Source organism: Pseudomonas sp. GNP012, from assembly GCF_054343835.1.
This window is the reverse complement of sequence record NZ_JBTGUU010000001.1, coordinates 5,373,559-5,400,266: the sequence shown is the minus strand read 5'-3', so window position 1 is coordinate 5,400,266 and position 26,708 is coordinate 5,373,559. Positions and strand designations below refer to the sequence as shown.

At 59.8% G+C, this 26,708-nt stretch carries 22 protein-coding genes and 1 pseudogene; 11 read left to right on the top strand and 12 right to left on the bottom strand.

The genetic code is table 11. The features are described 5' to 3' along the window. The first annotated feature begins 100 nt into the window (after nt 1-100). The 5 genes from hflK (ACXX83_RS24540) to cfaB all read left to right on the top strand — a co-directional run bounded on the left by hflK (ACXX83_RS24540) (nt 101) and on the right by cfaB (nt 7,475). Entirely contained in the window at nt 101-2,071 is a 1,971-nt protein-coding gene (gene hflK / locus ACXX83_RS24540) for a protease modulator HflK (protein WP_458550229.1), read from the top strand. Next, on the top strand, nt 2,068-3,111 hold the full coding sequence (hflC, locus tag ACXX83_RS24535; protein WP_458549806.1) for a protease modulator HflC: 1,044 nt from the start codon (nt 2,068-2,070) through the stop codon (nt 3,109-3,111). Before hflK (ACXX83_RS24540) ends, hflC begins: the two co-directional genes overlap by 4 nt. Then, on the top strand, nt 3,108-4,166 hold the full coding sequence (gene hflK, locus ACXX83_RS24530) for a protease modulator HflK (RefSeq protein ID WP_458549805.1): 1,059 nt from the start codon (nt 3,108-3,110) through the stop codon (nt 4,164-4,166). Before hflC ends, hflK (ACXX83_RS24530) begins: the two co-directional genes overlap by 4 nt. After that, on the top strand, nt 4,163-6,073 hold the full coding sequence (locus ACXX83_RS24525; protein WP_458549804.1) for a cation-translocating P-type ATPase: 1,911 nt from the start codon (nt 4,163-4,165) through the stop codon (nt 6,071-6,073). Before hflK (ACXX83_RS24530) ends, ACXX83_RS24525 begins: the two co-directional genes overlap by 4 nt. Before the next feature lie 217 nt (nt 6,074-6,290). Beyond that, a complete protein-coding gene (cfaB, locus tag ACXX83_RS24520; protein WP_217836742.1) occupies nt 6,291-7,475 on the top strand; it encodes a C17 cyclopropane fatty acid synthase CfaB in 1,185 nt (394 codons plus the stop codon). Here cfaB and cls read toward each other — a convergent pair. Continuing rightward, nucleotides 7,472-8,911 (bottom strand): cardiolipin synthase, encoded by a 1,440-nt coding sequence (cls, locus tag ACXX83_RS24515; protein WP_217836741.1) that lies wholly within the window; start codon nt 8,909-8,911, stop codon nt 7,472-7,474. The two genes, cfaB and cls, sit on opposite strands and share 4 nt — an antisense overlap. Before the next feature lie 132 nt (nt 8,912-9,043). Between cls and ACXX83_RS24510 the strand changes: the two genes are divergently transcribed. Further along, the gene (locus ACXX83_RS24510; protein WP_116579809.1) at nt 9,044-9,565 is read left to right on the top strand and encodes a DUF3617 domain-containing protein; all 522 of its coding nucleotides are present in this window, start codon (nt 9,044-9,046) and stop codon (nt 9,563-9,565) included. Nucleotides 9,566-9,662: 97 nt separating this feature from the next. Here the strand turns inward: ACXX83_RS24510 and ACXX83_RS24505 are convergent, their stop codons facing one another. From ACXX83_RS24505 to ACXX83_RS24490, 4 genes and pseudogenes are all read right to left on the bottom strand, one after another. After that, nucleotides 9,663-10,541, bottom strand: a complete 879-nt coding sequence (locus ACXX83_RS24505; protein ID WP_458549803.1) for a His/Gly/Thr/Pro-type tRNA ligase C-terminal domain-containing protein — start codon at nt 10,539-10,541, stop codon at nt 9,663-9,665. 149 nt (nt 10,542-10,690) lie between these two features. Further along, nucleotides 10,691-11,251, bottom strand: a complete 561-nt coding sequence (locus ACXX83_RS24500; RefSeq protein WP_217836739.1) for a gamma carbonic anhydrase family protein — start codon at nt 11,249-11,251, stop codon at nt 10,691-10,693. Continuing rightward, nucleotides 11,248-12,174 carry a GTP cyclohydrolase FolE2 gene (gene folE2 / locus ACXX83_RS24495; protein WP_458549802.1) on the bottom strand — a complete coding sequence of 309 codons (927 nt, stop codon included), beginning with the start codon at nt 12,172-12,174 and terminating at the stop codon, nt 11,248-11,250. The genes ACXX83_RS24500 and folE2 overlap by 4 nt, the downstream gene beginning before the upstream one ends. 101 nt (nt 12,175-12,275) lie before the next feature. Further along, nucleotides 12,276-12,380: pseudogene (locus ACXX83_RS24490) on the bottom strand (glutamine synthetase); the annotation flags it as partial. A gap of 103 nt (nt 12,381-12,483) precedes the next feature. Between ACXX83_RS24490 and zigA the strand changes: the two are divergent. Then, the gene (gene zigA / locus ACXX83_RS24485) at nt 12,484-13,689 is read left to right on the top strand and encodes a zinc metallochaperone GTPase ZigA (protein WP_458549801.1); all 1,206 of its coding nucleotides are present in this window, start codon (nt 12,484-12,486) and stop codon (nt 13,687-13,689) included. Nucleotides 13,690-13,704: 15 nt separating this feature from the next. Here zigA and ACXX83_RS24480 read toward each other — a convergent pair whose 3' ends face one another. Next, nucleotides 13,705-14,061, bottom strand: coding sequence for a hypothetical protein (locus ACXX83_RS24480; RefSeq protein ID WP_041474970.1), 357 nt, complete (start codon nt 14,059-14,061; stop codon nt 13,705-13,707). 27 nt (nt 14,062-14,088) lie between these two features. Here ACXX83_RS24480 and ACXX83_RS24475 point away from each other — a divergent pair, with 27 nt between their 5' ends. Continuing rightward, the gene (locus tag ACXX83_RS24475) at nt 14,089-15,060 is read left to right on the top strand and encodes a CobW family GTP-binding protein (protein WP_458549800.1); all 972 of its coding nucleotides are present in this window, start codon (nt 14,089-14,091) and stop codon (nt 15,058-15,060) included. 4 nt (nt 15,061-15,064) lie between these two features. Here ACXX83_RS24475 and ACXX83_RS24470 read toward each other — a convergent pair whose 3' ends face one another. Further along, nucleotides 15,065-15,478 carry a DUF3301 domain-containing protein gene (locus ACXX83_RS24470; RefSeq protein ID WP_007971681.1) on the bottom strand — a complete coding sequence of 138 codons (414 nt, stop codon included), beginning with the start codon at nt 15,476-15,478 and terminating at the stop codon, nt 15,065-15,067. A 119-nt stretch (nt 15,479-15,597) separates the two neighbouring features. On the opposite strand from ACXX83_RS24470, the gene pdxY reads away from it, so the two are divergent. Then, nucleotides 15,598-16,470 (top strand): pyridoxal kinase PdxY, encoded by an 873-nt coding sequence (gene pdxY / locus ACXX83_RS24465; RefSeq protein WP_015097416.1) that lies wholly within the window; start codon nt 15,598-15,600, stop codon nt 16,468-16,470. A 145-nt stretch (nt 16,471-16,615) separates the two neighbouring features. Here pdxY and ACXX83_RS24460 read toward each other — a convergent pair whose 3' ends face one another. Continuing rightward, a complete protein-coding gene (locus ACXX83_RS24460; protein WP_007971685.1) occupies nt 16,616-17,098 on the bottom strand; it encodes an acyl-CoA thioesterase in 483 nt (160 codons plus the stop codon). Between the two features lie 286 nt (nt 17,099-17,384). Between ACXX83_RS24460 and ACXX83_RS24455 the strand changes: the two genes are divergently transcribed. Next, entirely contained in the window at nt 17,385-19,148 is a 1,764-nt protein-coding gene (locus ACXX83_RS24455) for a cation:proton antiporter (protein ID WP_458549799.1), read from the top strand. Nucleotides 19,149-19,170: 22 nt separating this feature from the next. On the opposite strand, the gene ACXX83_RS24450 is transcribed toward ACXX83_RS24455, so the two are convergent. From ACXX83_RS24450 to uvrD, 4 genes are all read right to left on the bottom strand, one after another. Then, nucleotides 19,171-19,578: an SMI1/KNR4 family protein gene (locus ACXX83_RS24450; RefSeq protein ID WP_003187120.1), complete on the bottom strand. Its 408-nt coding sequence runs from the start codon at nt 19,576-19,578 to the stop codon at nt 19,171-19,173. A gap of 138 nt (nt 19,579-19,716) precedes the next feature. After that, nucleotides 19,717-20,595, bottom strand: a complete 879-nt coding sequence (locus tag ACXX83_RS24445) for a Tim44 domain-containing protein (protein WP_458549798.1) — start codon at nt 20,593-20,595, stop codon at nt 19,717-19,719. A gap of 179 nt (nt 20,596-20,774) precedes the next feature. Beyond that, nucleotides 20,775-21,215, bottom strand: a complete 441-nt coding sequence (locus ACXX83_RS24440) for an EamA family transporter (RefSeq protein WP_458549797.1) — start codon at nt 21,213-21,215, stop codon at nt 20,775-20,777. A 146-nt stretch (nt 21,216-21,361) separates the two neighbouring features. Continuing rightward, complete coding sequence (gene uvrD, locus ACXX83_RS24435) at nt 21,362-23,545, bottom strand: DNA helicase II (RefSeq protein ID WP_007971693.1); 2,184 nt, start codon at nt 23,543-23,545, stop codon at nt 21,362-21,364. A 257-nt stretch (nt 23,546-23,802) separates the two neighbouring features. Between uvrD and ACXX83_RS24430 the strand changes: the two genes are divergently transcribed. Continuing rightward, complete coding sequence (locus ACXX83_RS24430; protein WP_458549796.1) at nt 23,803-26,673, top strand: EAL domain-containing protein; 2,871 nt, start codon at nt 23,803-23,805, stop codon at nt 26,671-26,673. Nucleotides 26,674-26,708 lie beyond the last annotated feature (35 nt).

Sequence of the window (26,708 nt, the reverse complement as noted above, 5' to 3'; positions counted from 1 at the left end):
AGCTTGGGCATCTTTAGATAGCGCGCTTGAATACGGAAATTTCACCATTTCCGTTATATCGTAACGAATTGCCATGTTAGCGAAGACACTCTGGGGTGGTATGCAAGTCGATCTCGATGTTGATGAAACGCCGCTGGCCGGGTTGCCGCGCTTTCAGCAGGCGTTCATTCAAGGGCGGCGTTTGCGCCTGTTCGCCATCGGTGCGGGCGTACTCGCCACCGTGGGTGCGTTGCTGGCGTTTTTTGCCGGGCTGTTCGCCTCGAAAATGTTGTGGTCCGCGTTGTTGCTGAATTTGAGCGCTGCGTTTGTGGTTCTGATGGCGGGTTTGCAATCGGCCGGGTGGGTTGCCCAATGGCGTGCCCGTGCCATGAATCCCGTGGCGCCGGTGGTGGTTGTCGAGGAATCTGCCGAGGAATCTGCCGAGCCTTTGGGCTGGTATGAACGTTTGCTGGACCGGATCAGTCGGCAATCGCAAAACCTGCTCGGGCAAATTGGCGCGCCGACGCTGTGGCTTGGCGGTTGGGCGTTGTTGGCGGTGTTGGGTGTCGAACAGGCCTGGGACCTTTCGTTACCCCCGGCAGGGCTGGGGATCGCGGCCCCTGTCGGGGCGGCGTTCTCGTTGTTGTTGGCCTTCGGCCTATTGGTGATGGAGCGCCATCTGGCACAGGAAAACATCGCGCAATGGCCTGAGGCCGCCGCGTTGGCGCAATTGACCCGTGTGCCGATCATCAGCCTGCTACTCGCTGCGTTTTGTCTGTTGTTTGCCGATGAGTCGTCGATATGGCCCGTACGCCTGGCGGTGTTGTCCGGACTCCTGCCGGGGTTGGTGGCGGCAGAGCTGTTGCTGCGTGCGGTGTTGTCATTGTTCAGTCCCCGCCGCGAACGCCTTGAGCCGGAGTTACTGGCGCGCAGCTTTGTCGCCGACATGCTGCGCTGGCCACCACAGCCGTTGCTGGCGTTGCAGCACGAATTACACAACCGCTTCGGTATAGATCTGCGGCAGATCTGGGCCTTCACTTACATGCGTCGGGCGTTCCTGCCGGTTTTGGGGGTGGTTACGCTGGTTGGCTGGTCGCTGACAGGCATTCACGAAATTGCGCTGCAAGGGCGTGGCATCTATGAACGATTCGGCAAGCCGGTGGAGGTGTTTGGCCCGGGTTTGCATCTAGGCCTGCCTTGGCCATTAGGCCGGGTATTGAGCGTCGAGAATGGCGTGGTTCACGAGTTGGCCACCAGTGTTGGCGAAACTACGACCCCTGCTCAGGCAGACCCTGCCGAAGGCCCGGCCCCGGCAATTGCCAATCGCCTGTGGGACGCCAGCCATGTGAACGATAAATCCCAGGTGATCGCCAGCAGCCGAGCTGACAGGCAGAGCTTTCAGATCGTCAACATGGATGTGCGCTTCGTCTATCGCATTGGTCTGAGCGATGAGGCGGCATTGGCCGCGACCTATAACAGTGCCGATGTGCCGATGTTGATTCGCAGCACGGCCAGCCGAATCCTGGTTCACGATTTTGCCTCGCGCACTCTCGACGGTTTATTGGGTGAGGACAGGGTAGGGCTGGCGGAAGAAATCGGCCGCGCCGTTCAGGCGGACCTGAAAAAACTCGACAGCGGCGTGGAAATTCTCGCCACGGTGGTCGAGGCGATTCACCCGCCGGCTGGTGCCGCCAACGCCTATCACGGCGTGCAAGCGGCACAGATTGGGGTGCAAGCCTTGATTGCCCGTGAGCGCGGTGCCGCCGCCGAAGCCACTCACCAGGCGCAGTTGCAGGCCAGCATCGCCCGCGATCAGGCGACGGCCAGCGCCCGTGAAATCAATGCTGGCGCCCAGGCTGCGGACCTGAAATTCAACGCCGAGCAGAAAGCCTATGCCAGCGCTGGCCAGGCCTTCGTGCTGGAGCAGTATTTCAGTCAGTTGTCCCAGGGTTTGGCCAACGCCAGATTGCTGGTGCTCGATCATCGTCTGGGCGGCAGCAGCAATGCGCCGACCATCGACCTCCGTACTTTCACGCTGCCGGTTGATCCTGCGCCGTCGCGTAAAACCGTTCAGCCAGGAGCTGCCAATTGAGCCAGTCCCATACGCACGATCACGCTGACCACAGTGGCCACGATCACGGCCATGGCGGGCACCACCATCACGGCCATCACCATCATCACCACGGCGATCCGCAGGAGGCCGGTCCATTCCCGTGGCGCCGCATGGGCTGGGCGGCATTGCTGGTGGCGTTTGCAGTCGCCGCCGCGAGCCTGGTGCAGGTGCGTTCGGGGGAGGCCACGGTGATCACGCGCTTCGGCAATCCTTCACGGGTCTTGCTGGAGCCGGGGCTGGGCTGGCGCTGGCCGGCACCGTTCGAGGCGGCGATCCCGGTGGATCTGCGGCTGCGCACCACGTCCAGCGGTTTGCAGGATGTCGGCACCCGGGACGGTTTGCGCATCATCGTCCAGGCCTACGTGGCGTGGCAGGTGCAGGGCGATCCGGGCAATGTGCAACGCTTCATGCGTGCAGTGCAGAACGAGCCTGATGAGGCTGCGCGGCAGATTCGTACCTTTGTCGGCTCCGCGCTGGAGACCACCGCCAGCAGTTTTGATCTGGCGAACCTGGTCAATACCGATGCCAGCCAGGTACGCATCGCCGATTTCGAAGCGCAGCTGCGCAAGCAAATCGATCAGCAGTTGCTCAGCACTTATGGCGTGCGCGTGTTGCAGGTCGGCATCGAACGACTGACGCTGCCTTCGGTAACGCTCACCGCGACCGTCGACCGGATGCGCGCCGAGCGTGAAACCATCGCCACCGAACGTACGGCCATCGGCAAGCGTGAAGCCGCACAAATTCGTTCTGCCGCCGAACGTGATGCGCGAATTGTGCAGGCTGATGCGACAGTGAAAGCGGCAGATATCGAAGCGCAATCGCGGGTCGAAGCGGCGCAGATTTATGGTCGCGCCTATGCGGCGTCGCCGCAGCTTTACAACCTGCTGCGTTCGCTCGACACCTTGGGCACGGTGGTGACGCCGGGGACCAAGCTGATTCTACGTACCGATGCCGCACCGTTCCGGGTGCTGGTTGACGGTCCGCCGAGTCTCGACAACAAATCCGGATCGCAGCCATGAGTTTGGTTCCACGTGGAACAAATGAGTTGAGCAGCCCCTGGATTCAGGCCGGGCGTCTGGCGTTTATTGCGCTGTATGCGGTGACGGTGTTGGCGGCATTGGCGTGGGCGTTTTCCAATGTGCGGCAGATCGATCCACAAAATCGCGCCGTGGTTTTGCATTTTGGCGCGCTGGATCGCATTCAGAGTGCCGGGCTGCTTCTGGCTTGGCCGCAACCCTTCGAGCAGGTGATTTTGTTGCCGGCGGCGGATCGGGTGATCGAGCGTCGAGTGGAAAGCCTGTTGCGTAGTGATGCCGCGACGCAGGCTGATCGCGTGGCAAGTTTTGCCACGCCCATCAGCGATGCCCTCGCAGGCTCTGGTTATCTGTTAACGGGTGACGCCGGCGTGGTGCAACTCGATGTGCGGGTTTTCTACAAGGTCACCGAGCCCTATGCGTTTGTGCTTCAGGGCGAACATGTGTTGCCGGCTCTGGATCGGCTGGTGACCCGCAGCGCGCTAGCGCTCACGGCCGCACGTGATCTGGACACCATTCTGGTCGCTCGTCCGGAACTGATCGGCGCCGATAGCCTGGCGGCGGAGCGGCGTGAGCGCTTGCGTGGTGATCTGGTGCAGGGCATCAATCAACGGCTGGCCGAACTCACAGCAACAGGACAAGGCTTGGGCATCGAAGTGGCGCGGGTCGATGTGCAATCGAGTTTGCCAAGTCCTGCAGTTAACGCATTCAACGCGGTACTGACCGCCAGCCAGCAAGCCGACAAGGCCGTTGCCAATGCCCGCACCGAAGCCGAGAAGTTGACGCAAACCGCCAACGAGCAAGCCGACCGTACGCTGCAAGTGGCCCATGCCCAGGCGAGTGAACGGTTGGCCAAAGCGTCTGCCGATACGGCTACCGTGTTGAGCCTGGCCAAGGCCGAGCAGCAAGGTATCGACCCACAGATGTTGCTGCGCATTTATCGTGAGCGCATGCCGAAAATTTTCGGCCAGGCAGGTTCGGTCACTACGGTCGATCCCAAAGACGATTCACGCCTGATCATTCAGGGAGCTGCACAATGACCGCTCAAACCGCCGCTGCACCGAGCCTGTTGTCTTCGGCTGAACAGCGCCGCGCCGCGCGCCAGTTGACCCTGGCCATGCTCGCATTGGGCTTGCTTGCGCTGGGCCTGATCTGGCGTTGGCTGGCGCCGGAGCAGGCCGGTGTCAGTCAGTTGCTGCTGGGGTTGGCTTCGTTGCTGGTTGCTGTACCGGTCATGCGCTCGGCCTGGTACAGCCTGCGTTATCCAAGCCTGCACGGCATCACTGATCAATTGATTGCCCTGGCCATGCTGGGTGCCTGGGCCACCGGGGATCTGCTGACGGCAGCCCTGTTGCCGATCATCATGATCTTCGGCCACGTGCTGGAGGAGCGCAGCGTGATCGGCTCCCAGGAGGCGATTCACGCCCTCGGCAAACTGACCCGCAGCCACGCACGCAAGATTCAGGCAGACGGCTCCATCATCGAAGTCGACAACGGCACGCTCAAGGCCGGCGATCGGGTCGAGGTGCGCGCCGGGGACCGGGTACCGGCGGATGGCCGGGTGTTGTCCGGCCAGGCCAGTCTGGACACCGCCTCCATAACCGGCGAATCGGTACCGATGGAGGCCGGTGTCGGCATGTCGGTGTTCGGTGGTGCGATCAACCTCGATGGTCTGCTGCGAATCGAAGTGACCCGCACCGGCCATGAGTCGACCCTCGGCAAAGTGATTGCCCTGATGCAAAACGCCGAGCGTTCGAAGCCGCCCATTACCCGCTTGCTGGAGCGCTACGCCGGCAGCTACATGGTGCTGGTGTTGCTGCTGGCGGCCGTGACCTGGTTCATCACCAACAACGCCCAGGCGATGCTCGCGGTGTTGGTGGCAGCCTGTCCTTGTGCGCTGGTGTTGTCGGCGCCGGCCACGGCGATTGCGGGTGTGGCGGTGGCGGCACGCCACGGGATTCTGATCCGCAGTTCTGCGTTCCTCGAAGAGTTGGCGGACCTGACCTCGCTGGTGGTCGACAAGACCGGGACGCTGACCTTCGGCACCTTGCGTCTGCAATCCATCGACAGCCCGCTGGAGGATCGCAGCCATGTGCTGACGCTGGCGGCGAGCCTAGGCTCGGCCAGCAGTCATCCGGTCAGCCGCGCCCTGGCGGGGTTGGTGGCCCAGGAAGATTTTCTGCTGCTGACCGACATTCATGAACGCCAGGGCCTGGGTGTGGTGGCGATGACGGGGCAGGGCGAAGCGGCGCTCGGCCGGCCGGAGTTGTTTGCGCAACTGGGCATCAGTACAACGGCGGTTCCCGATCACGATGGTCCGATTGCCGGGCTGGCGCTCAATGGGGAGTTTCTTGCCTGGCTGTTGCTGGCCGACAGTGTCAAACCCGAGGCGCAATTTGCCTTGGGTGAGTTGCGTGAACTGGGTCTGGGTCGTCAGTTGTTGCTCACGGGAGACCGCCATAGCGTTGCGCAAACGCTCGCCCGGGATGTCGGAATCAGCGACGTCGAAGCGCAAGCCCTGCCCGAAGACAAACTCAATCGCGTGCTCAAGGAGATCGACAGCGGCTTTCGGCCGATGGTGGTCGGCGATGGCATCAATGATTCACTGGCCCTCAAGGCGGGTGTGGTCGGTGTAGCCATGGGGGCGGGCGGTGCAGACATCGCCCTGGCATCGGCTGACATCGTGCTGATCGGCAGTGACCTGCGTCGCCTCGGCACCTGCGTGCGCCTGAGTCGCCAGTGCCGCCAGACATTGCAGGTCAATGTGATCATCGGGCTGGGCTGGACCCTGGCCATCGTGGCCTTCGCCGCGTTCGGCTGGCTCGGCGCTGCCGGGGCGATGATTGCGGCGTTGCTGCATAACTTCAGCACGTTGTTGGTGCTGGGCAATGCCGGTCGATTGCTGCGATTTCAGGAGCCCTTACTCAAACTCAAGGCCGAAGTCTGAAAGCGAATGCTCTAAACCGGATAATTACAGGTCATAAACTTTTAGAACTGTGCGCCCGGCTCGTAGTCATTGGAGATGAGGGCACATCATTTTGTGCGTTCGCGGCGGTCGGTTCTGGCGTCGCGAATCATTGAAAACGGCGATTAATTCGATAGCCAGCTATTTTTCAAGGATGGTCTACCCTCTGATCAGACGTCTGAAACAAGGGGGATTCTCCATGCTCGCGCAACTTCCACCGGCCTTACAGAATCTGCAGTTACCGCTTCGCCTGAGACTCTGGGACGGCCATGAATTCAATCTGGGGCCGACGCCCAGCGTCACGATTGTGGTCAAGGACCCGCAAATGGTCTCCCAGTTTACCCATCCAAGCCTGGATGCCCTCGGTGCTGCTTTTGTCGAAGGCAAACTGGAGCTCGAAGGCTCCATCAGCGACGTGATCCGCGTCTGTGATGAATGGAGCCAGGCGTTGCTGGACGAAGACGATGACAATCAGCCTGTTCGTAGCGTTCACGACAAAGATACAGACGCCAAGGCGATTTCCTACCACTACGACCTTTCCAACGCGTTCTATCAGCTGTGGCTCGACAGCGACATGGCGTATTCCTGCGCTTACTTCGAGACCGGTAGCGAAAGCCTCGAGCAGGCCCAACAAGCCAAGTTCCGTCATTTGTGTCGCAAGCTGCGCCTGCAACCCGGCGAATATCTGCTGGATGTGGGGTGTGGTTGGGGCGGATTGGCGCGTTTTGCTGCGCGAGAGTTTGGCGCGAAAGTGTTCGGTATCACTCTCAGCAAGGAGCAGTTGGCTCTGGCCCGGGAGCGCGTAAAAGCGGAGGGCCTGGAGGACCTGGTTGAGCTGCAATTGCTCGACTATCGCGATTTGCCGCAGGATGGACGCTTCGACAAGGTTGTCAGCGTCGGCATGTTCGAACACGTGGGCCACGCCAATCTCGCGGAGTACTGCAAGACTCTGTTCGGTGCTGTGAAAGAGGGCGGCCTGGTGATGAACCACGGGATCACCGCCAAATACACCGATGGCCGTCCGGTGGGGCGCGGTGCCGGTGATTTCATCGGGAAATATGTGTTCCCCAACGGCGAGTTGCCGCACCTGTCGATGATCTCTGCGCAGATCAGTGAGGCCGGGCTGGAAATCGTCGACGTCGAAAGCTTGCGACTGCACTACGCCCGCACGCTTGATCACTGGAGCGAACGCCTCGAAGATAATCTTGAAGCGGCTTCCAAACTGGTACCGGAACAAGCCCTGCGCATCTGGCGGTTGTACCTGGCCGGTTGCGCCTACGCGTTCGCCCGCGGCTGGATCAACCTGCACCAGATTCTTGCCGTGAAGGCCCACGCCGATGGCAGTCATGAACTGCCATGGACCCGGGACGATATCTACCTTTAAAGAATTGGCGAAATCAGCCGGGCGACCCGCATGCCGAGCTGCTGCAGGCGGTGGGTCTCCCGGCCTTCTCCTTTGGCGATTTCGTGGGCGTTGGCGAAGTCATCATTGAGCATCTGTTCCACCTCGGCGGCAAAGGCGCTGTCGACGGTCAGCAACATTACTTCGAAATTCAGCCGGAACGAACGGTTGTCCAGGTTGGCGCTGCCGATGGCGCTGATTTCGCGGTCGATCAACACCACTTTCTGGTGCAGGAATCCGGGCTCGTAGCGGAACACCCGAACACCGGCGCGCACGGCTTCGAAGGCGTAGAGGCTGGAGGCGGCGTAGACGATTCGATGGTCGGGTCGAGACGGCAACAGCAGCCGCACATCCACACCCCGCAGGACCGCCAGACGCAACGCTGCGAACACGGCTTCATCGGGGATGAAATACGGGCTGGTGATCCAGATCCGTTCCGTCGCTGCATGGATCGCTTCGACAAAGAACAGAGAACAGGTTTCGTAGGCGTCTGCCGGCCCACTGGCAAGCAACTGGCACAGTACGCCGTCTTCCGGATAAACCTCGGGCAGGATCAGTGGCGGCAGGGCATGAGCCACCCAGAACCAGTCTTCAGCGAAAGACTCCTGCATGCACGCCACCACTGGCCCGCGCACTTGCACGTGGGTATCGCGCCAAGGGGCCAGGGGCGGTTTCTCGCCCATGTATTCATCACCGACGTTGTGCCCGCCAACGAAGCCGAGAATACCGTCCACCACCACGATCTTGCGATGGTTGCGGAAGTTCACCTGAAAGCGATTGAACCAGCCACTACGGGGGCCAAAAGCCTTGACCTCGACCCCGCCATCACGCAAGGCCTGCACGTAGCCGTTGGGTAGGGAATGGCTGCCGATTCGGTCATACAACAGATAGATCGCCACGCCTTCGGCGGCTTTTTTCAACAGCAAAGATTGCAGGCGTTGGCCGAGGCGGTCGTCGTGGACGATGAAAAACTGGATCAGCACGGCCTCTTTCGCCTGGCTGATGGCATCGAAAATGGCCTCGAACGTCGACTGGCCGTTGATCAGCAGCCGCGTCTGGTTATTGGCCAGGCAGGGCATGTTTCCGAGCTTGGGCATCGCTCTGAGTGAGGCGTAGGCAGAAGAGGCGCGGGCGGTGAGGGCTTCTTCTACCCAGGGTCGCCAGTTGAGTTCGGAAACAGCCTTGCGCATCTCCTCGTTGGCCTGCCGCCGGGCCTTGATGTAGCCATCAAAGGTGCTGCGGCCGAACATCAGATACGGGATCAGCGTGAGGTATGGGATGAAAAACAGCGACAGGGCCCAGGCGATCGAGCCTTGGGCGGTACGGACGGTCAACACGGCGTGGATGGCCGCGATCATGCCCAGCGAGTGCAGCAGGGCGATCGTATAACCGAAAATATGCGGTCCGAAATAATCCATGGGGGCTGCCTTGCTCCTGAAGATTCAGTGCTTAACAGACCATGTTCCGTGCAGAATGTCGCTAATTAATTGGCCCCTGAACTGAAGCCTGCGGCTGACGTCTAACGGCCACTACTGATCAGGAGTTACTCGATGAACGTTCGTCTGCTGGGTTTGGCCATGGCACTGGGTTTGGCACTTCCTGTGGCGGCTCACGCGCAAATGCTGCAACCGGGATTGTGGGAGCTGACCACGAGCAACATGAAGGTCGATGAGCAGAATATGCCGGACCTGCAATTGATCCTCGGTCAGCTCCAGAGCCAGATGACCCCTGAGCAGCGTGCGCAGTTGGAAAAGCAGGGGATCACCATGGGGGGCAAAGGGATCCGGGCGTGCCTGACGCCTGAACAGGTCAAGACCGATGACATTCCGCTGACCGATCCGCAGTCGGGCTGCAAGCAGGAAATCACCGACCGCTCAGGCAATCAGTGGAAATTCCGCTTCAGCTGCCCGAGAGCCCAGGGCGCAGGCGTGGCGACATTCCTCAGCGACCGCGAATTCACCACCAAGGTCAACGGGACGTTCAACGCCACCGGCATTCAACAGAAGGGCAGCCTTGAATCCCGCGCTGTCTGGTTGGGGCAGGATTGCGGCACGGTGAAGCCGAGAGCTTAAGAGCTTCGCGAGCAAGCCCGCTCCCACATTTGATCTGTGGTGTTAATGAAATCAATGTGGGAGCGAGCCTGCTCGCGAAGGCGTCAATTCAGCCGCCCTAAATCCCCGACTGACTCAACCACTCACACGCCGCCTCGACAGCCATCCGGCCAAAATCCTCCCCCGTTCGGCTGCGCACACTGACAAACCCCCCGGCCTGTTCTTTTTCGCCGACCACCACCAGGTACGGCACGGTCCGGCTGTGCTGGCGAATCTTGAAACGGATTTTTTCGTTGCGCAGGTCGGCCCTTGCGCGCACACCCCTTTGGCGCAAGGATTCGGTCACCGCTTGTGCATAAGTCGCCTGGCGGTCGTCCATGCTGACGACGACCACATGGGGTGGAAGGCTCCAGTGCTGCAGCTCCTGATGGCTGGACCAGCATGTGCCGTAGATCCGTTGTTGCAACGTGCCGCTGATGTGATCGAGGGCGAACGACTGCAAGACTTTGGTGGTGGGGACGTGCGGTCCATGGCTCTGGTATTCGGTGTCCCCCAGACGGTACATCGACACCTCTTCGCGCGGTGGCCGACGGCGGATCGAGTGATTGGTAGCTGCCAGTGACTGCATGCGCGCTTCGATGAGGGGCAGGTCTGCCGGAGTCAGCGGTCGCTCGACGACAAATTCGTAAAAGAAGCCATCACCCAACTCCCTGCCCGCGCGCATTTGTGCATGCGGGTGGAGTTGCTTGACCGCCATGGCCAGCATCAATGCACAGGAGCGGCGCAGGATCTCCAGTCCGTCCGGCTCGCGGGGGGTGACAATGCTGACCCGGGCATCCGCTTCGATCATGTATTCGCAGTCCACCAATACACCATCGACCCGGCCCGCTACGGCCGCGCTGGCCAGTCCGGGGCTGATGCTGGCGGCCAACTCGTGCACGGACAGCGGTTGGTCGAATTCACGCAATGAACCATCGGGCAGAGTGATCTGGATCATGGTCGGCGTACTCAGGTGCTGCTAGCGAGCGTTATCGGATAAACCTAGTGCTAATTCCTTGCCGCTGTCATTAAGACCTTTGTCTTACCAGGCAGTTTGTATCGGCGCATTCACCAGCCAGGCATTGCCAATCAGCACGCTGCTCATGGTCAGAACTCGTTTTGCAGGGCTTTGTAGCCGCGCACCAGATCGACGTTGGTGCGCGCCACGTCTTCGGAAAACTCCGAAGCACTGACGCTCACCGGCGGGAATTGCGAGAGATCGGTGTTGGGGCCGATCCGCGTGGTAGAGGGCACGTAGAAGGCTTCAGGCAGGTCACGCCCGTCGACCACCGAGTTGTGCCGTACCACGCAACCGTCACCGACCACACAGTTGAACAGCACGCTGTTGAAGCCGATGAACACCCGATTACCCACGGTGCAGGGGCCATGCACGATCGAGCGGTGGGCGATGGAACTGAATTCGCCAATGGTCACTGCCGCGCCGGATTTGGAGTGGATCACCACGCCGTCCTGGATGTTCGAGTTGGCGCCGATGGCGATCGGCTGCATGTCGCCCGACTCGTCGACTTCGTCAGCGCGGATCACGGCGTAGGGACCGACGAACACGTTTTCGCCGATCACCACTTTGCCGCAAATGATCGCCGTCTTGTCAACGTAGGCAGACTCGGCAATCAGCGGTAAATCTCCGGATGGATTCTTGCGGATCATGGATTGCTCGATGCGTTGTACAGGGTATTGAGGTTGTCCCAGTTGAAACGGCTCTCGGCAACGGCGTCGTGGGCGTGCAAGCTTTCGGCGTGGATCACACGAATGTGGAAGGCATTGATGCCTGTGGAACGTTTCAGGGCCAGATTCAAGCGGCGTGCGGCGTCCTCGCAGAACATCAGGTTCTGACCATTGGCCAAGGCGAAGGCCTGTTCGTCGGCGCGTTTTACCGCTGTTTGGACGGCTGTGCCGAGTGCGGCTTCGGCGTCATTGATGATAGCGATCAGAGGCAGGTCATCCAGGAAATCAGCCAACCGTACGCGCAACTTTGCGCTGCTGCGCTGGCTGTGAGGTGTGGCGACAATGCCGTTCGTGGAACCCAGCCACGCTAAAACGTCAGCGTGTTGCAGTGACTTGTTGGCGAAATCATCGACGAATTGCTGCTGTATCAACTGTCGAGAAAGGGCCGCGGAGCACGGACAGGTTGAGGAATAAGGCACGTCGATTTTTAGTTCCACGTGGAACATCGCGTTTTTCAAACGCGCTTCGATGCTCACCGGATAGCTTTTCCAACCTGCCAATGGACTGATCAGCGCCCGTCTTTTCAGCAGTACATCGGCGTGAATAGTTAAGTGCGCACTACTGGACAGGTCTTCATGACTCTCAAGAAAACGCTGCAAAACCCGTCGCAATAAAGCCGGTGAAAGGCTTTCCTGCTCCAGCAACTCAAGCGCCAGATAGAGCCGTGACATGTGAATGCCGCGCGCATTGCCATCGTCGAGGCTCACGCCGGCATCAGCCTTTGCATTCAGGCGTTGGCCATCAAACAAAACGGGAAGAGCAATGCCGCACATGCCCACCCACTCCAGTGGCAGGGCTTGGCGTGAGGCCTGCGCGGCGATATCCGGCAGAGTCAGCGCATTCATGAGCAGGTCCATCGTGGGAGTTGACGTGTCATGTTATAGTATAACAATCAAGTCGACGATGCTTTTTTCATGGATGGGTCTTCATTGAAAAACGGGCAGGCCTAACAGCCAGTGATCCGGTTGCAGGTGAACTTCGCGCTGCTGCCACCGGAGCTGGAAAACCGGTTGATCGTGGTCCAGCCGACGCGCTGGTTGTAGCCAACCCAGGTTACCCGGCCGGGCAAGAGGGGATGGTTTATTTGTTGTGTTACAGTATAACATTATATAGGCCCGGCCCAGCGACCGGGCATCCCTGTGAGGATTATGCAGATGTCCAACCGACTCCCCGTGACCGTTCTCTCCGGCTTTCTTGGCGCCGGAAAAAGTACACTTCTTAATTACATACTACGTAATCGCGATGGTCTGCGGGTTGCAGTCATCGTCAACGATATGAGCGAAATCAACGTCGATGGCACCGAAGTCCAGCGTGATGTCAGCCTTAATCGGGCTGAAGAGCGGTTGGTGGAAATGAGTAACGGGTGTATTTGCTGTACGTTACGTGAAGACTTGCTCGAGGAAGTGAGTCAGCTCGCCAGGGATGGCCGCTTCGACTATCTGCTGATCGAATCCACCGGCATTTCCGAACCGCTGCCGGTGGCGGAAACCTTCACCTTTCGCGATGAAAACGGCCAGAGCCTCAACGACATCGCACGTCTCGACACCATGGTCACGGTGGTCGACGGCATGAACTTCCTGCTCGATTACCAGGCTGCCGAAAGCCTGGCCTCCCGGGGAGAAACACTTGGGGAGGAAGACGAACGTTCGATTACCGATCTGTTGATTGAGCAGGTCGAGTTCGCCGATGTGATTTTGCTCAGCAAGATCGACTTGATCAGCAGCCACCAACGGGAGGAATTGATCGCCATCCTCGAGCGTCTCAATGCCCGGGCGGAAATCATTGCGATGACGATGGGCGAAATCCCCTTGGATAAAATTCTCAACACCGGTCGTTTTGACTTCGAAAAGGCTGCCCAGGCGCCGGGGTGGTTGCAGGAGTTGCGCGGGGAGCACGTGCCGGAAACCGAAGAATACGGCATTGCTTCCTGCGCTTACCGGGCACGTCGGCCGTTCCATCCACAGCGTTTCTTCAACTTCATCGACGGCCCTTGGGACAACGGCAGGCTGTTGCGTTCAAAGGGCTTTTTCTGGCTGGCGAGCAAGCACATGGACGCCGGCAACTGGTCCCAGGCCGGTGGATTGATGCGCTATGGTTTTGCCGGACGCTGGTGGCGTTTCGTACCGAAAAACCAATGGCCGCAAGACGAAGAAAGCACCACCGGGATCATGAAAAACTGGACCGCCGACAGCGGGAATTGTCGCCAGGAACTGGTGTTCATCGGCCAGAACATCGACTTCACGCAGCTCACCGCCGAACTGGACGCCTGCCTGCTGAGCGATGAGGAAATGGCGTTGGGCGCAGAGGGCTGGCGTTTGCTGCCTGATCCGTTCGGCCCTTGGTATGAAGACGCTGCCTGATCCTCTGATGGCGCTTCAAGGCTTGAGCCAGGTGCCCTGGCTCTGGGCCTCGCAGTACGGCTGCAAATATGCCGCGTCGGTGGCAACGCCGTAATAGTGAATATCCTGGCGGTAGGGCATATTGGCGACTTGGGCGTTGCTGCAGATGCCAAATGCGCCGCCGGGGCATTGATCGACATACTGCACATCGACTTTCTGCCCCGCCAGATTCGGCTGGCAGAAACCATCGGCGAAGAGTTTTGGCGGGATGTTGCGGTTCTGCTGGCAAACCTGGACATCAAGCCGCTCGGCCTGGCTGTGAACCACGCAGGCCTGGGCCAGCGCCTCGCCTGAAACGAGTGCCAGGAGCAACGACAAGCCAATCAACCGCATCCACTACCTCCTCAGAAATCATCGACCATGCTGCAGAATATCCCTACTCATGTCATTGCCGGTCCGTTGGGCGCCGGCAAGACCAGCCTGATCAAGCACCTGTTGGCCCAGCGCCCGGCAGGCGAGCGGTGGGCGGTGTTGATCAACGAGTTTGGCCAGATCGGTCTCGACGCTGCGCTGCTGACCCGGGACGCCGATGGTATCGCACTGGGTGAAGTGGCCGGGGGCTGCCTGTGCTGCGTCAACGGTGCACCCTTTCAGATTGGCCTTGGGCGCTTGTTGCGCAAGGCGCAACCGGATCGGCTGTTCATCGAGCCCTCGGGGCTGGGGCATCCGGCGCAGTTGCTTAGGCAATTAAGCGAAGCGCCGTGGCAAGGCGTGTTGGCTGTTCAGCCTTGTGTGGTAGTGCTGGACGCCCAGGCGCTCGCCGCTGGCAAACCGTTGCCGGATGCACAACAGCAAGCCCTGAGCCATGCGGGACTGTTAGTGCTGAACAAGTCCGAAGGTCTCGAGGAAGACAGTCGCCAGCAAGTCGCCGCGCTATTGCCGCCGACGCCTCTGTGCTGGACGCAACAGGCGGTTTTACCCTTGAGGGAGCTGCCGGGGCTGAACGCCAAGGCGCAGGCAGGTGTGGATAACTTCGTTTTGCCCAAGGGATTGGCGCAACTGCCGGCGCTCTGGAGCGATCCTGCGTTACCCATTTGCTTGAGTCAGCAGCAGGACGGAGGCTGGAGCATCGGATGGCGTTGGCACCCAAGCCAGGTATTTGATGCCGCGCTGGTTGGCCAGTGGCTTGAAAGCCTTGGCTGGAGGCGGGCGAAGCTGGTTATCCACAGTGTCGACGGATGGATATCGGCAAACGCGGTGGATAACTCGGTACTGGACTGGCGGTCCAGCGAATGGCGGCAGGATTCGCGCATCGAGCTGATTTTCAGTGAGTCCCGGGATGCAGAACTGTTGCAGAGTGAACTGGCTGCGTGCCGAGCCGAATCGGCTTAACGGCTCACGGCCGCCACTTGGTATGTTCCTGACGCCACTGGCTCAGCTCAATCACTTCTGCGCGAGGCTTTACCACATCGACCACCGGTTCGGTTTCGTCGAACGGGACCGGGTAGGGCGCCAGTTCAATCTGTGCGCTGTGCGCGCCGAACTGGGTGATGGTGCCGTTGTGGCGGGTTTCGCCGGTCACGGTGAATTCGAAGTTATACACACGGGCCAGGCGTCGCCGACCACTGGCATCCCTGATGAACGCGATTCTTTTCAACGCCACGTTGCCGTCCAGCAATTCGATCCCGAGCTTGGTGCAATGCTGCTTGACCCGCTCCAGCGCGCGCTCGCGCAAGCCGTGGTTGTGCCATAGCCATGCGCCGGCAGTGGCGAACAGCATCAGCACGAATATATTTCCAAGGGTCAGCATCAACAGGGTGCTCCAACAAGATAGTGTCAGCTTAACTGCGTCGCTGGTCTGTCGTACAGGCTGCGTTTAGTCGCATACTGCGCGGCTAGAATTTCAATCGTTTTACGGAAATCCACCGCATGAAACGTACACCGCATTTGCTCGCTATCCAGTCCCACGTGGTATTCGGTCACGCCGGCAACAGTGCCGCGGTTTTCCCGATGCAACGGGTCGGGGTGAATGTCTGGCCGCTCAACACCGTGCAGTTCTCCAATCACACCCAGTACGGTCAATGGGCCGGTGAAGTGCTGGCACCGCACCAGATACCTGAGCTGGTCGAGGGTATCGCGGCGATTGGCGAGCTGGGCAACTGCGATGCGGTACTCTCCGGTTACCTCGGCAGTGCGGCCCAGGGCCGGGCGATCCTGACGGGTGTGGCGCGGATCAAGTCGATGAATCCCAAGGCACTGTACCTGTGTGACCCGGTCATGGGGCATCCGGAGAAAGGCTGCAGTGTTCCGGCGGAAGTCAGTGATTTTCTGCTGGAGGAGGCCGCCGCCGTAGCGGACTTCATGTGCCCGAACCAGCTGGAACTGGACAGTTTCTCCGGGCGCAAGCCGCAATCGCTGTTCGATTGCCTGGCCATGGCGCGTGCATTGCTGGCGCGCGGCCCGAAAGCGGTGCTGGTCAAGCATCTGGACTACCCAGGCAAGTCGGCAGAGGTCTTCGAAATGCTGCTGGTGACGGCCGAAGGCAGCTGGCATTTGCAGCGCCCGTTGCTGGCGTTCCCGCGTCAGCCGGTGGGCGTTGGCGATCTGACGTCCGGGCTGTTCCTGGCACGTGTGCTGTTGGGTGATAGCCTGGTGGCCGCGTTCGAGTTCGCGGCGTCGGCGGTGCATGAAGTGCTGCTGGAAACCCAGGCCTGTGCCAGCTACGAGTTGGAACTGGTTCGGGCTCAGGACCGGATTGCCCATCCGCGGGTGCGGTTCGAGGCGACCTCGATCAGCCTCTGATTGAGCGTTGAGTCCATTCGCGAGCAAGCCCGCTCCCACATTTGATCTTCGGTGTTGCATAGATCCAGTGTGGGAGCGGCGGTGCGGCGATCCGACTTGCTCGCGAAGGCTATCTAGAGAACTCCGTCAACCTGACTGAACAAACTCAGGCGTCGCCCTTGATCTCCTGGTAACGCTTTTCCAGTTCCTGGCGAATCTGCCGGCGCTGCTGGGCCTGGATGAAGCGGCGCTTGCTCTCGCTGTTGTCCGGTTGCAGCGGCGGTACTTGGGCAGGTTTACGCTGGTCATCCACCGCGACCATGGTGAAGAAGCAGCTGTTGGTGTGACGCACCGATCGCTCGCGAATGTTCTCGGTCACCACTTTGATGCCCACCTCCATGGAGGTGTTGCCGGTGTAGTTGACCGAGGCGAGAAAGGTCACCAGTTCGCCGACATGGATCGGCTCACGGAAAATGACCTGGTCCACCGACAGGGTCACCACATAGCGGCCGGCATAACGGCTGGCGCAGGCGTAGGCCACTTCGTCGAGGTATTTGAGCAGGGTGCCACCGTGAACATTGCCAGAGAAGTTGGCCATGTCAGGGGTCATCAATACCGTCATCGACAGCTGGGCGTTTCCGGGTTCCATAGCATTCTCACGGGTCAAGGCCAGGTTTGAGGGATGCACCTCTGCGGGTGCCTCGGCGGTTTTTTCAAACCAACAGTTATCGGGACGCCGGGCGCAGAGCCGCCGTCACGCCGGATCGATCTGTTTCCATATATTGCACCGCCTTTCTGCCAGAAGTCGCGGTGTTACCCTGCAAAAAGCCCGGACACAGGGACATTTCCTACGCGCAAAGCAGACTTTTGCTCGGCTTGATCAGACCATTCCTGCGTCTGTGAGTCGGGCAACTTCAATCAGGGAGCCGCTCGCCATGCATGCCATCAGTTTCATTCAGGATCTGGCAGTGATCATGTTGATCGCAGGTGTGGTGACCGTGGTTTTTCATCGCCTGAAACAACCGGTGGTGCTGGGCTACATCGTCGCCGGTTTCATCATCGGCCCGCACACCCCGCCATTCGGCCTGATCCATGACGAAGAAACCATCAAGACCCTGGCCGAACTCGGGGTGATATTCCTGATGTTCTGCCTGGGCCTGGAGTTCAGCCTGCGCAAGTTGTTCAAGGTCGGTGCCACGGCCTTCATCGCGGCATTCCTGGAAATCGTGCTGATGATCTGGATCGGCTACGAGATCGGTCGCTGGTTTGACTGGAACACCATGGATTCACTGTTCCTCGGCGCGATCCTGGCGATTTCCTCAACCACCATCATCGTCAAGGCACTCAATGATCTGAAGTTGAAGAACGAGCGGTTTGCGCAGTTGATATTCGGTGTGCTGATCGTCGAAGACATTCTGGGCATCGGCATCATCGCGCTTCTGTCCAGCATCGCCGTCAGTGGTACGGTCAGCTCCGGCGAAGTGTTTTCCACAGTGGGCAAACTGTCGCTGTTCATGATCGTCGCATTGGTCATCGGCATTCTGATGGTGCCGCGGTTGCTGGCCTACGTGGCCAGGTTCGAGAGCAACGAAATGCTGCTGATTACCGTGCTGGGCTTGTGTTTCGGCTTCTGCCTGCTGGTGGTCAGGCTTGAATACAGCATGGTGCTCGGCGCGTTCCTGATCGGCGCGATCATGGCTGAATCCCGGCAACTGCTGAAAATCGAGCGCTTGATAGAACCGGTTCGAGATCTTTTCAGCGCGATTTTCTTTGTGGCCATCGGGCTGATGCTCGATCCGGCGATCCTGCTTCAGTACGCTTGGCCAATTGCCGTAATCACCGTGGCCGTGGTGCTCGGCAAGATGTTGTCCTGCGGCCTTGGTGCATTTATCGCTGGTAATGACGGACGCACGTCGCTGCGGGTCGGGATGGGTCTTTCACAGATTGGCGAATTCTCTTTCATCATTGCTGCACTGGGCATGACGTTGCAGGTCACCAGTAACTTTTTATACCCGGTGGCTGTGGCGGTGTCGGTGATCACGACCTTGCTGACGCCTTATCTGATTCGCGCGGCTGATCCATTGTCGATCAAGCTCGCGGGCGTCATGCCGGAACGCCTGGGACGGGTGTTGGGGATGTACGGCGAATGGCTGCGCAGCATCCAGCCACAGGGCGAGGGGGCGTTGCTGGCGTCGATGATCAGGAGGATTTTGCTGCAGGTCGGGGTCAACCTGGCATTGGTGATCGCGATTTTCTTCTCGGGCGCGTACTTCGCCGAGCGCATGTCGGCTTACGTGCAAGGCTGGATCAGCGACCCGAGCTGGCAGAAGGCATTGATCTGGGGTGGAGCGCTATTGTTGTCGCTGCCTTTTTTGATTGCGGCATACCGCAAGCTCAAAGCCCTGTCGATGTTGCTGGCGGAAATGGGCGTCAAGCCGGAGATGGCCGGGCGCCATACGCAGCGAGTGCGCAGGGTGATCGCCGAAGTGATCCCGATCCTGTCGCTGCTGGTGATCTTTTTGCTGTTGGCAGCCTTGTCGGCCAGTATTCTGCCGACCAACAAGTTGCTGGTACTGATCGCCGTGGTCGCGGCCGCCGTGGCGGCGCTGCTGTGGCGCTGGTTCATTCGTGTGCATACGCGGATGCAGGTGGCGTTGCTGGAAACCCTCGACAATCACAAGGAGTCGTCCGGGCACTGACCACCCAGCGGCGTTGACGGGATCAGCTTTCCAGCCAGACGTCCCGTGCCCAGTGCCACACCGACTCCCAGGTTTCTTCGGCGATCAGCTCTTCTTCGGCCTGCCAAAGCACCACGGTGCCGTCCTCTTCGACGCAGTAGTAGTCGTCACCGTCCTGGCAGATCGGGATCAGGCTGCGATCGACACCGGCGTCCCAGGCGTTGGCGGCAACGTCGGGCAGGTAGGTGTGGGATTGCGGGTCAGTCACGGTGACCGGTTCCAGGCTACCGTAGACCACGTCGCTGACGGTCAGCAGAAACTCTCTGAAGACGAACGGAATGTCGATGAACAGTTGTTCTTCGATTTCGACCAGCAGGTCTTCGTCAGGCAATTCCAAGGGGACCGGTACCGGTTCGTTGGCTTCACGCAGTTGTTCGATGATTTCTTCCACGTCCGGGATCCTCTTGCTTGTATGGCGCGGTTTATATGGGGCGGTTTATACAGTAGCTTGCTATAGATGCAACCGCGAAATAGAAAACCCCAGCCAGGGCTGGGGTTTTCTTTTCAGCAAGTGAAGCTCGGTGCGGGATCAGCCGTTCTGGCGGATACCTGCCACCAGCCAAGGCTGGTTTTCGCCCTGTGCACGTTCCATGTTCCAGCTTTCGCTGAAGACTTCGCCCTGGTCGAAACGCGAGGTCTTCGACATGCCGGTGAAGGTCAGGGTGGCAATGGTCTTGTCGGCGCGATCATCCACACCGTCCAACTGTACATTGAGGTTATCAATGTAGGTGGACTGGAAACCGTCGCCCAGGTCGGCACGCTCACGCTTGAGGAACTCCAGCATTTGCGGGGTCACGAACTCGGCAATCTTGTCCATTTCATTGGCGTCCCAGTGCTGTTGCAGGGACTGGAAGTGATTACGCGCTGCTTCGACGAAGTTTCTTTCGTTGAACCAGGCTGGAGCGTTGATCACTGGACGAGCGGCAGCAGGCGCTGGCGAACCACCGAAAATCGAACCGCCGGCAGGCTTTTGTTCGAACGCTTCACGTTGCATCGGTGCGTGGCCGGCCGGAGCGTAATGCTCCTGCTGCTTGCGACGACGGGCGGCGATAAAGCGGAAGACCAGGAATGCAATGACAGCCATGATCAGGATGTCGAGGATCTGCATGCCCTGGAAGCCGTCGCCCATGAACATGGAGGCCAGCAGGCCGCCGGCCGCGATACCGGCCAGAGGGCCGAGCCAGCGCGAAGCGCCACCGGCCTTGGCAGCGGCGCCAGCGGCACCGGCAGCACCAGCGGTCGCCGCAGCGCCGCCCATGCCTGGAGAAGAAGGAGCCATCTGGCTGGTCTGGTGCGTCGGCGCAGCGCCTGCGCTTTTGCCACCACCGAAGCGCTTGGCGGCATTGACGTCGAGACTCATCGTCAGGCCGATGCACAACGCCATGGCGATGCTAAGAAAACGTTTCATAAAGGGAATTCCCATTTGTGGAAGGCACGCGCGCCATGTTGCACAGCTGAAGTGTTACTGGCTAGCGGCAGAGTGTTTCGGGCTTTTGCCTGACATGTTTTATTCAGCTTCAATCAGTGCAATAGGGCCTTTTGACTTTGGTCTGTCAGATGAGTGGATAAGTTCTGTAGGACGTTCGCTTAGCGACGTAATGCCAACATGACGACTCCGGCCGTGATCAGACCAATTGCGCCCCATTGGCGCAGGTCGAGTTTTTCACCCAGCAGGACTACGCCAAGTACGGCCACCAACACCACGCTGAGTTTGTCCACCGGGGCAACCAGTGACGCCGGACCGACCTTGAGTGCACGGAAATAGCAGATCCACGACGCACCGGTGGCCAGGCCCGACAACAGCAGGAACAGGTAGCTCTTTGCCGAGATCGATCCTAATGACTGATATTGGCCCGTGGCGTACAAAATCAAGGCCAGGCTAACCAATACCACGATCGTACGCAGCAGCGTGGCGAAGTCGGAATTGACGTTTTCGATGCCGACTTTCGCGAAAATGGCGGTCATTGCCGCGAACGCCGCCGATAACAGGGCCCAGAATGTCCAGGAGGAAAAGAAGCCTGAGCCCATGTCCATCGCACCTTTAAATTCAGATATCGGCCTGGAACCTACCTACAACCTGTGGGAGCGAGCTTGCTCGCGATGACGGACTGACAACCAGAAATAATGTCGACTGATCTACCGCTATCGCGAGCAAGCTCGCTCCCACAGAAAAGCTAGATCGCTTCCAGCTTGGCGTAACCCAGCATCAGCCACTTGCTGCCTTCGCTGAAGTTCACCTGCACCCGGGCCTGAGCACCGGCGCCCTCGAAGTTGAGGATCACGCCGTCACCGAAGATCGAATGGCGTACGGTCTGACCCAGACTGAAGCCGGTTTCCGGAATTTCGCTGCCGCTGAACAGGTTGCTGCCACTCATCGACTGGTTGCCACCGAACGGCCGGCTGACGCTGTTGGACAAACGTACTTCCTGAATAAGGCCTTTGGGCACTTCGCGTACGAAGCGCGACACCTTGTTGTAGGTCTCGCTGCCATAAAGGCGTCGGGTTTCAGCGTAGGTCATCACCAGGTTCTGCATCGCCCGGGTAATGCCGACGTAGGCCAGACGACGTTCTTCCTCAAGGCGGCCGGGCTCTTCCAGGCTCATCTTGTGCGGAAACAGGCCTTCTTCCATGCCCACCAGGAACACGTAAGGGAATTCCAGGCCCTTGGCGCTGTGCAGGGTCATCAGTTGAATGCTGTCTTCGTGCTCGTCGGCCTGGGTATCGCCGGCCTCCAGCGAGGCATGACCGAGGAACGCGGCCAATGGCGTCAGGTCTTCGTCTTCTTCGCTGTTTTCGAAGTTGCGTGCGGCGCTGACCAGTTCCTCAAGGTTTTCCACCCGGGCCTGGCCTTTCTCGCCTTTTTCCGCTTCGTGATAGGCGATCAGCCCCGATTGCTCGATGACGGTCTGGGTCATCAGGTGCAGCGGCATTTCCATGCACTTGGCGGCAAGGTTCTCGATCAACTCGATAAACGCGCCAAGGGCGCCGGCCGCACGACCGGTCAGGCCTTTGTTGGCCACCAGTTGGCGCATCGCTTCCCACATCGACACATCGCTGTGGCGCGCATGGTCACGGATCGCTTCGACGGTTTTCTCGCCGATGCCGCGGGCCGGCACGTTGATCACCCGTTCCAGCGCGGCGTCGTTGCCTCGCCCTTCGAGCAATCGCAGGTAAGCCATGGCGTTCTTGATTTCGGCACGCTCGAAGAAGCGCTGGCCGCCATAGATGCGGTACGGAATGCGTTCACGCAGCAGCGCTTCTTCCAGAACCCGCGATTGGGCGTTGGAGCGGTACAGAATCGCGATATCGCTGCGAGACAGGCCGGTTTTCAGCGCGCTTTCAATGGTTTCAACAACGTAGCGTGCTTCGTCGTGTTCGTTGAAGGCGGCATACAGGTTGATTGCCTCGCCGTCGCCACCGTCGGTCCACAGCTCTTTGCCCAGGCGTCCGGTGTTGTTGGCGATCAAGGCGTTGGCTGCCTTCAGGATGCCGGCGGTGGAGCGGTAGTTCTGCTCCAGGCGAATGGTTTCGGCGTCCGGGAAGTCTTCGGAATACTGGTAGATGTTCTCGATTTTCGCGCCACGCCAGCCGTAGATCGACTGGTCGTCATCGCCCACCACCATCAGGCTGTCGCCACCCTTGGCCAGCAGGCGCAACCAGGCGTACTGCACGGCGTTGGTGTCCTGGAACTCGTCCACGAGGATGTGTCGGAAGCGCTTTTGATAGTGAGCGAGCAGGCCTGGGTGATCGCGCCACAGATCGAGGGCGCGCAGCAACAGTTCGGAGAAGTCGATGACACCGGCGCGCAGGCACGCGGCCTCGTAGGCCTCATAGATGCCGCGCATGGTCGCCAGGAACAGATCGCCACTGGCTTGAATGTGTTGCGGGCGCAGACCTTCGTCTTTCTGCCCGTTGATGAACCATTGGGCCTGACGGGCCGGCCAGCGTTGCTCGTCCAGGCCGAGTTCGCGGATCACCCGCTTGACCAGCCGTTGCTGGTCATCGCTGTCAAGAATCTGGAACGTCTGGCTCAAGCCTGCTTCCTGCCAGTGCGCCCGCAGCAAGCGGTGCGCCAGGCCGTGGAAGGTGCCGACCCACATGCCGGCCGGGTTGATGCCCATCAGTTGCTCGATGCGCTGGCGCATCTCGGCAGCAGCCTTGTTGGTGAAGGTCACCGACAGGATGGAGTGGGGCGAGGCGTTTTCAACCTGGATCAGCCAGGCGATACGGTGCACCAGCACTCGGGTTTTACCGGAACCAGCACCGGCCAGGACCAACTGACGACCCACGGGGGCCGCTACGGCCTGGCGTTGGGCATCGTTGAGGGAGTTCAGCAGAAGGGAGAGATCATCGCGCATCGGGGCATTCTAGGGGGCTGCGACACACCGGGCAAACTCCGCTTCGCATTAACCGATGAAAGTTACGCGAGGGACGACTGGTCAGTCATCGGCTGCAGGCGTTGGCGGGGCGTGCCTTTAGGGTTTTCAGGGTGGGGCGGCGGCTGAAAAATTTGGCGATTTATTGATCAACAGCAGTTTGGTCCGGGCAATTGCTTGTGTATGCTCCGAGCAGTTTCGGGCCCATGCTCATCATTATAAGAACAAGAACATCGCCTATGACCCTCAGCTTCGACCTGTCGGGCCCCACTGTGGAGCCCCGGGTTATCAGAAAGCAATACGCCATGGAAATGGCGGTCGAACGCACGCGCCTGTTGTATCAGGGCTCGCTGCTGCCCACGTTGTTCATGCTGATCAATGGCCTGGTCTGTGCCGGTTTGCTCTGGAGTCCGCAGCGCTATTTCCTGGTCAGTGTCTGGCTGGTGTGGTTGTTGTCCTTGGTGGCATTGCGGGTGATTCAGGTCGCAGCCTTCGATTCGGCCATCCCCAATCGTCAAGCCCAGCCCATTTGGCGGCGGATGTTTTTGCTGGGTTCCGGCCTCACCGGTCTGACCCTGGCCGGTGCCGGCATTGCCCTGGTTCCCGCCGATAACTTCATTCAGCAAGCCTGGGTCTTCGGCCTCATCGGTGCCGCAGCGCTTTCGGCCAGCGTGGCTTATGCCGTCAGTTTGCCGGCCTTTCTGTCTTTCACCTTGCCCTGCCTGCTACCGGCCATTGCCTATATGTTTTGGGGCGGTGACGAACAGCAGCAGGGCTGGGGCTGGTTCGGGCTGATTCTGCTCGGTGCATTGAGTGTGGTTGCCTGGCAGGTCAATCGATTGATCGATCGGGGCTTGATGCGACGCTTTCAGAACCAGGCACTGATCGAGCATCTACAGCAGGCGCAAAGCTGCAGTGACCAGCTCAATCAAAAGCTGGCCAAGGAGATCGAACAGCGTCGACGCGCCGAGAACGAGTTGCGAGAAATCCAGGTCGACCTGGAAAACCGCGTCGCTCAGCGCAGCCTGGAGCTGGACGCCGCCAACCAGGCGCTGAGCAAGAGCGAAGCCCGCCTGGCGTTGGCATTGAAGGCCAGCGAGTTGGGGTTGTGGGACTGGAATCTGCAAACCGACGAAGTCCATCACACGCAGATTCAGGAACTGTTCGGCCTGGAGCCGGACCAGGTCACGGCAATACTGCGTCACCTCAAGCCGCGTCTTCACCCCGAGGACCTTCCAGCGCTGAAAAGGGCGCTGGTCGAGCATCTGAAGGGTCGCACCGAGGACTATCAAATCGAGTATCGCGTGCGCCATGGCGATGGCCACTGGGTCTGGATCGAGGACCGTGGGCGGGCGGTCGAGCGTGCCGAGAACGGACGGGTTTTGCGCATGGTCGGCACTCGGCGCGACATCAGTGTCAGCAAAAACCTGGAAGAGCAGCGGCAACTGGCGGCGACCGTATTCGAGGCGGCCAGCGAAGGGATTGTGATTTTCGACCCGAACTATGCCCTGATCGCAATCAATCAAGCCTTCAGTCGGGTGACCGGCTATGCCATCGAAGACATGATCGGACGCAATGTCGTTGAGTTGCCATGCAGTCGCGATGCGCGTCGGCATTACGCCACGATCCATCAGGCGCTGGAGCAGCAAGGCAGCTGGCAGGGCGAATTGGTGGAAACCCGCAAGAACGGCGAGATGTATCCGCAATGGCTGCAATTGAACGCCGTGCGCGATAGCCGGGGAAATGTCAGCCATATCGTGGGCTTCTTCGCGGATCTTTCTGCCCGCCGGGAATCCGAAGAGCGAATGCGCTATCTGACCCATTACGACGAACTCACGGGGCTGGCCAACCGCGCGATGTTCCGCGAGCGCCTCAGCGAGGCTCATCAACGGGTACGACAGGGCGGTTATCGCAGCCTGGCCTTGCTGCACATCAATCTCGACCGGTTCAAGCAACTCAACGACAGCCTGGGGCATGAAGTCGCCGACCAGTTGTTGCAGAAAATGGCCCGGCGACTGGTGAATGCATTGCCTGAAGCAGACACCATCGCGCGACTCTCGGGCGATGAGTTTGCCGTGCTGTTCAACTCCTACGGCAACCTTTCGAGCCTGGCCCGGGTGGCGACTCGTCTGGCGAGCAAGTTGCGTTTGCCGGTGACCATTGACGGGCATGAGCTGGTGGTCAGTGCGTCAATGGGCATCAGTCTGTTGCCGGATAGCGCCCGGGAAATTTCCGCGTTGGTCAGTCAATCGAACATGGCCATGCAGCACGCAAAGCATTTGGGTGGCAACAACTTCCAGTTCTACACCGACAGCCTGCAAGCCAGCACGCTGGAGCGTTTGCAGCTGGAAAACCACTTGCGCAAAGCCATCGAAGAGAAGCAGTTGAAGGTGTTCTACCAACCCAAGCTGTGCCTGGCCACGGGCAAGCTGAATGCTGCCGAGGCGCTGGTGCGTTGGGATCATCCGACCATGGGCCGCGTGCCGCCGGGGGATTTCATCGGTCTGGCTGAAGAAACCGGATTGATCGGCCCGATCGGTGAGTTCGTGCTGCGTCAGGCCTGTTGGCAAGCCTGTGAGTGGCAGCGGCAGGGGCTTGAGCCGATTCGGGTGTCGGTCAACTTGTCGGTGCATCAGTTGCGCCAGGGCAAGCTGGTCAGCCTGGTGCGACAGGTGCTGGAAGAGACCGGGCTGGCACCGCACTACCTGGAGCTGGAGCTTACCGAAAGCCAGTTGCTGGACAGCGTCGAGCACATCATCGCAACCTTCCAGCAGTTGCGTGATCTGGGCGTGAAGCTGGCGATTGATGATTTCGGCACGGGCTATTCGTCGCTGAGCTACCTCAAGCGTATCCCGGTGGATTACGTGAAGATCGATCAGGCGTTCATTCGCGGCTTGGGCGAAGGCAGCGAAGATGCGGCGATTACCCGGGCGATCATCGCCATGGCGCACGGCCTGTCGTTGAAGGTAGTGGCGGAAGGCGTGGAGCGGACGGAGCAGCTCGAATTCCTCAAGAATGAGCGCTGCGATGAGGTGCAAGGCTATCTCATCAGTCGGCCGATTGAAGCGCAGGGATTGGCACGGCTGCTACGAGAGCAGCGCGCAGGTTGAAAGGGAGTTCCCGCTGGACTTTGCAGGTGGCGGGA

What these genes read in the sequence shown, in the direction of transcription:
- zigA (WP_458549801.1), top strand. Translation starts at nt 12,484, where the DNA reads ATGTCCAACCGACTCCCCGTGACCGTTCTCTCCGGCTTTCTTGGCGCC.
- ACXX83_RS24525 (WP_458549804.1), top strand. Translation starts at nt 4,163, where the DNA reads ATGACCGCTCAAACCGCCGCTGCACCGAGCCTGTTGTCTTCGGCTGAA.
- cls (WP_217836741.1), bottom strand. Translation starts at nt 8,911, where the DNA reads ATGGATTATTTCGGACCGCATATTTTCGGTTATACGATCGCCCTGCTG.
- hflK (WP_458550229.1), top strand. Translation starts at nt 101, where the DNA reads ATGCAAGTCGATCTCGATGTTGATGAAACGCCGCTGGCCGGGTTGCCG.
- ACXX83_RS24430 (WP_458549796.1), top strand. Translation starts at nt 23,803, where the DNA reads ATGACCCTCAGCTTCGACCTGTCGGGCCCCACTGTGGAGCCCCGGGTT.
- ACXX83_RS24505 (WP_458549803.1), bottom strand. Translation starts at nt 10,541, where the DNA reads ATGATCCAGATCACTCTGCCCGATGGTTCATTGCGTGAATTCGACCAA.
- ACXX83_RS24475 (WP_458549800.1), top strand. Translation starts at nt 14,089, where the DNA reads ATGCTGCAGAATATCCCTACTCATGTCATTGCCGGTCCGTTGGGCGCC.
- pdxY (WP_015097416.1), top strand. Translation starts at nt 15,598, where the DNA reads ATGAAACGTACACCGCATTTGCTCGCTATCCAGTCCCACGTGGTATTC.
- hflK (WP_458549805.1), top strand. Translation starts at nt 3,108, where the DNA reads ATGAGTTTGGTTCCACGTGGAACAAATGAGTTGAGCAGCCCCTGGATT.
- ACXX83_RS24455 (WP_458549799.1), top strand. Translation starts at nt 17,385, where the DNA reads ATGCATGCCATCAGTTTCATTCAGGATCTGGCAGTGATCATGTTGATC.
- uvrD (WP_007971693.1), bottom strand. Translation starts at nt 23,545, where the DNA reads ATGCGCGATGATCTCTCCCTTCTGCTGAACTCCCTCAACGATGCCCAA.
- ACXX83_RS24510 (WP_116579809.1), top strand. Translation starts at nt 9,044, where the DNA reads ATGAACGTTCGTCTGCTGGGTTTGGCCATGGCACTGGGTTTGGCACTT.
- ACXX83_RS24445 (WP_458549798.1), bottom strand. Translation starts at nt 20,595, where the DNA reads ATGAAACGTTTTCTTAGCATCGCCATGGCGTTGTGCATCGGCCTGACG.
- ACXX83_RS24460 (WP_007971685.1), bottom strand. Translation starts at nt 17,098, where the DNA reads ATGGAACCCGGAAACGCCCAGCTGTCGATGACGGTATTGATGACCCCT.
- cfaB (WP_217836742.1), top strand. Translation starts at nt 6,291, where the DNA reads ATGCTCGCGCAACTTCCACCGGCCTTACAGAATCTGCAGTTACCGCTT.
- folE2 (WP_458549802.1), bottom strand. Translation starts at nt 12,174, where the DNA reads ATGAATGCGCTGACTCTGCCGGATATCGCCGCGCAGGCCTCACGCCAA.
- ACXX83_RS24440 (WP_458549797.1), bottom strand. Translation starts at nt 21,215, where the DNA reads ATGGGCTCAGGCTTCTTTTCCTCCTGGACATTCTGGGCCCTGTTATCG.
- ACXX83_RS24480 (WP_041474970.1), bottom strand. Translation starts at nt 14,061, where the DNA reads ATGCGGTTGATTGGCTTGTCGTTGCTCCTGGCACTCGTTTCAGGCGAG.
- ACXX83_RS24470 (WP_007971681.1), bottom strand. Translation starts at nt 15,478, where the DNA reads ATGCTGACCCTTGGAAATATATTCGTGCTGATGCTGTTCGCCACTGCC.
- ACXX83_RS24500 (WP_217836739.1), bottom strand. Translation starts at nt 11,251, where the DNA reads ATGATCCGCAAGAATCCATCCGGAGATTTACCGCTGATTGCCGAGTCT.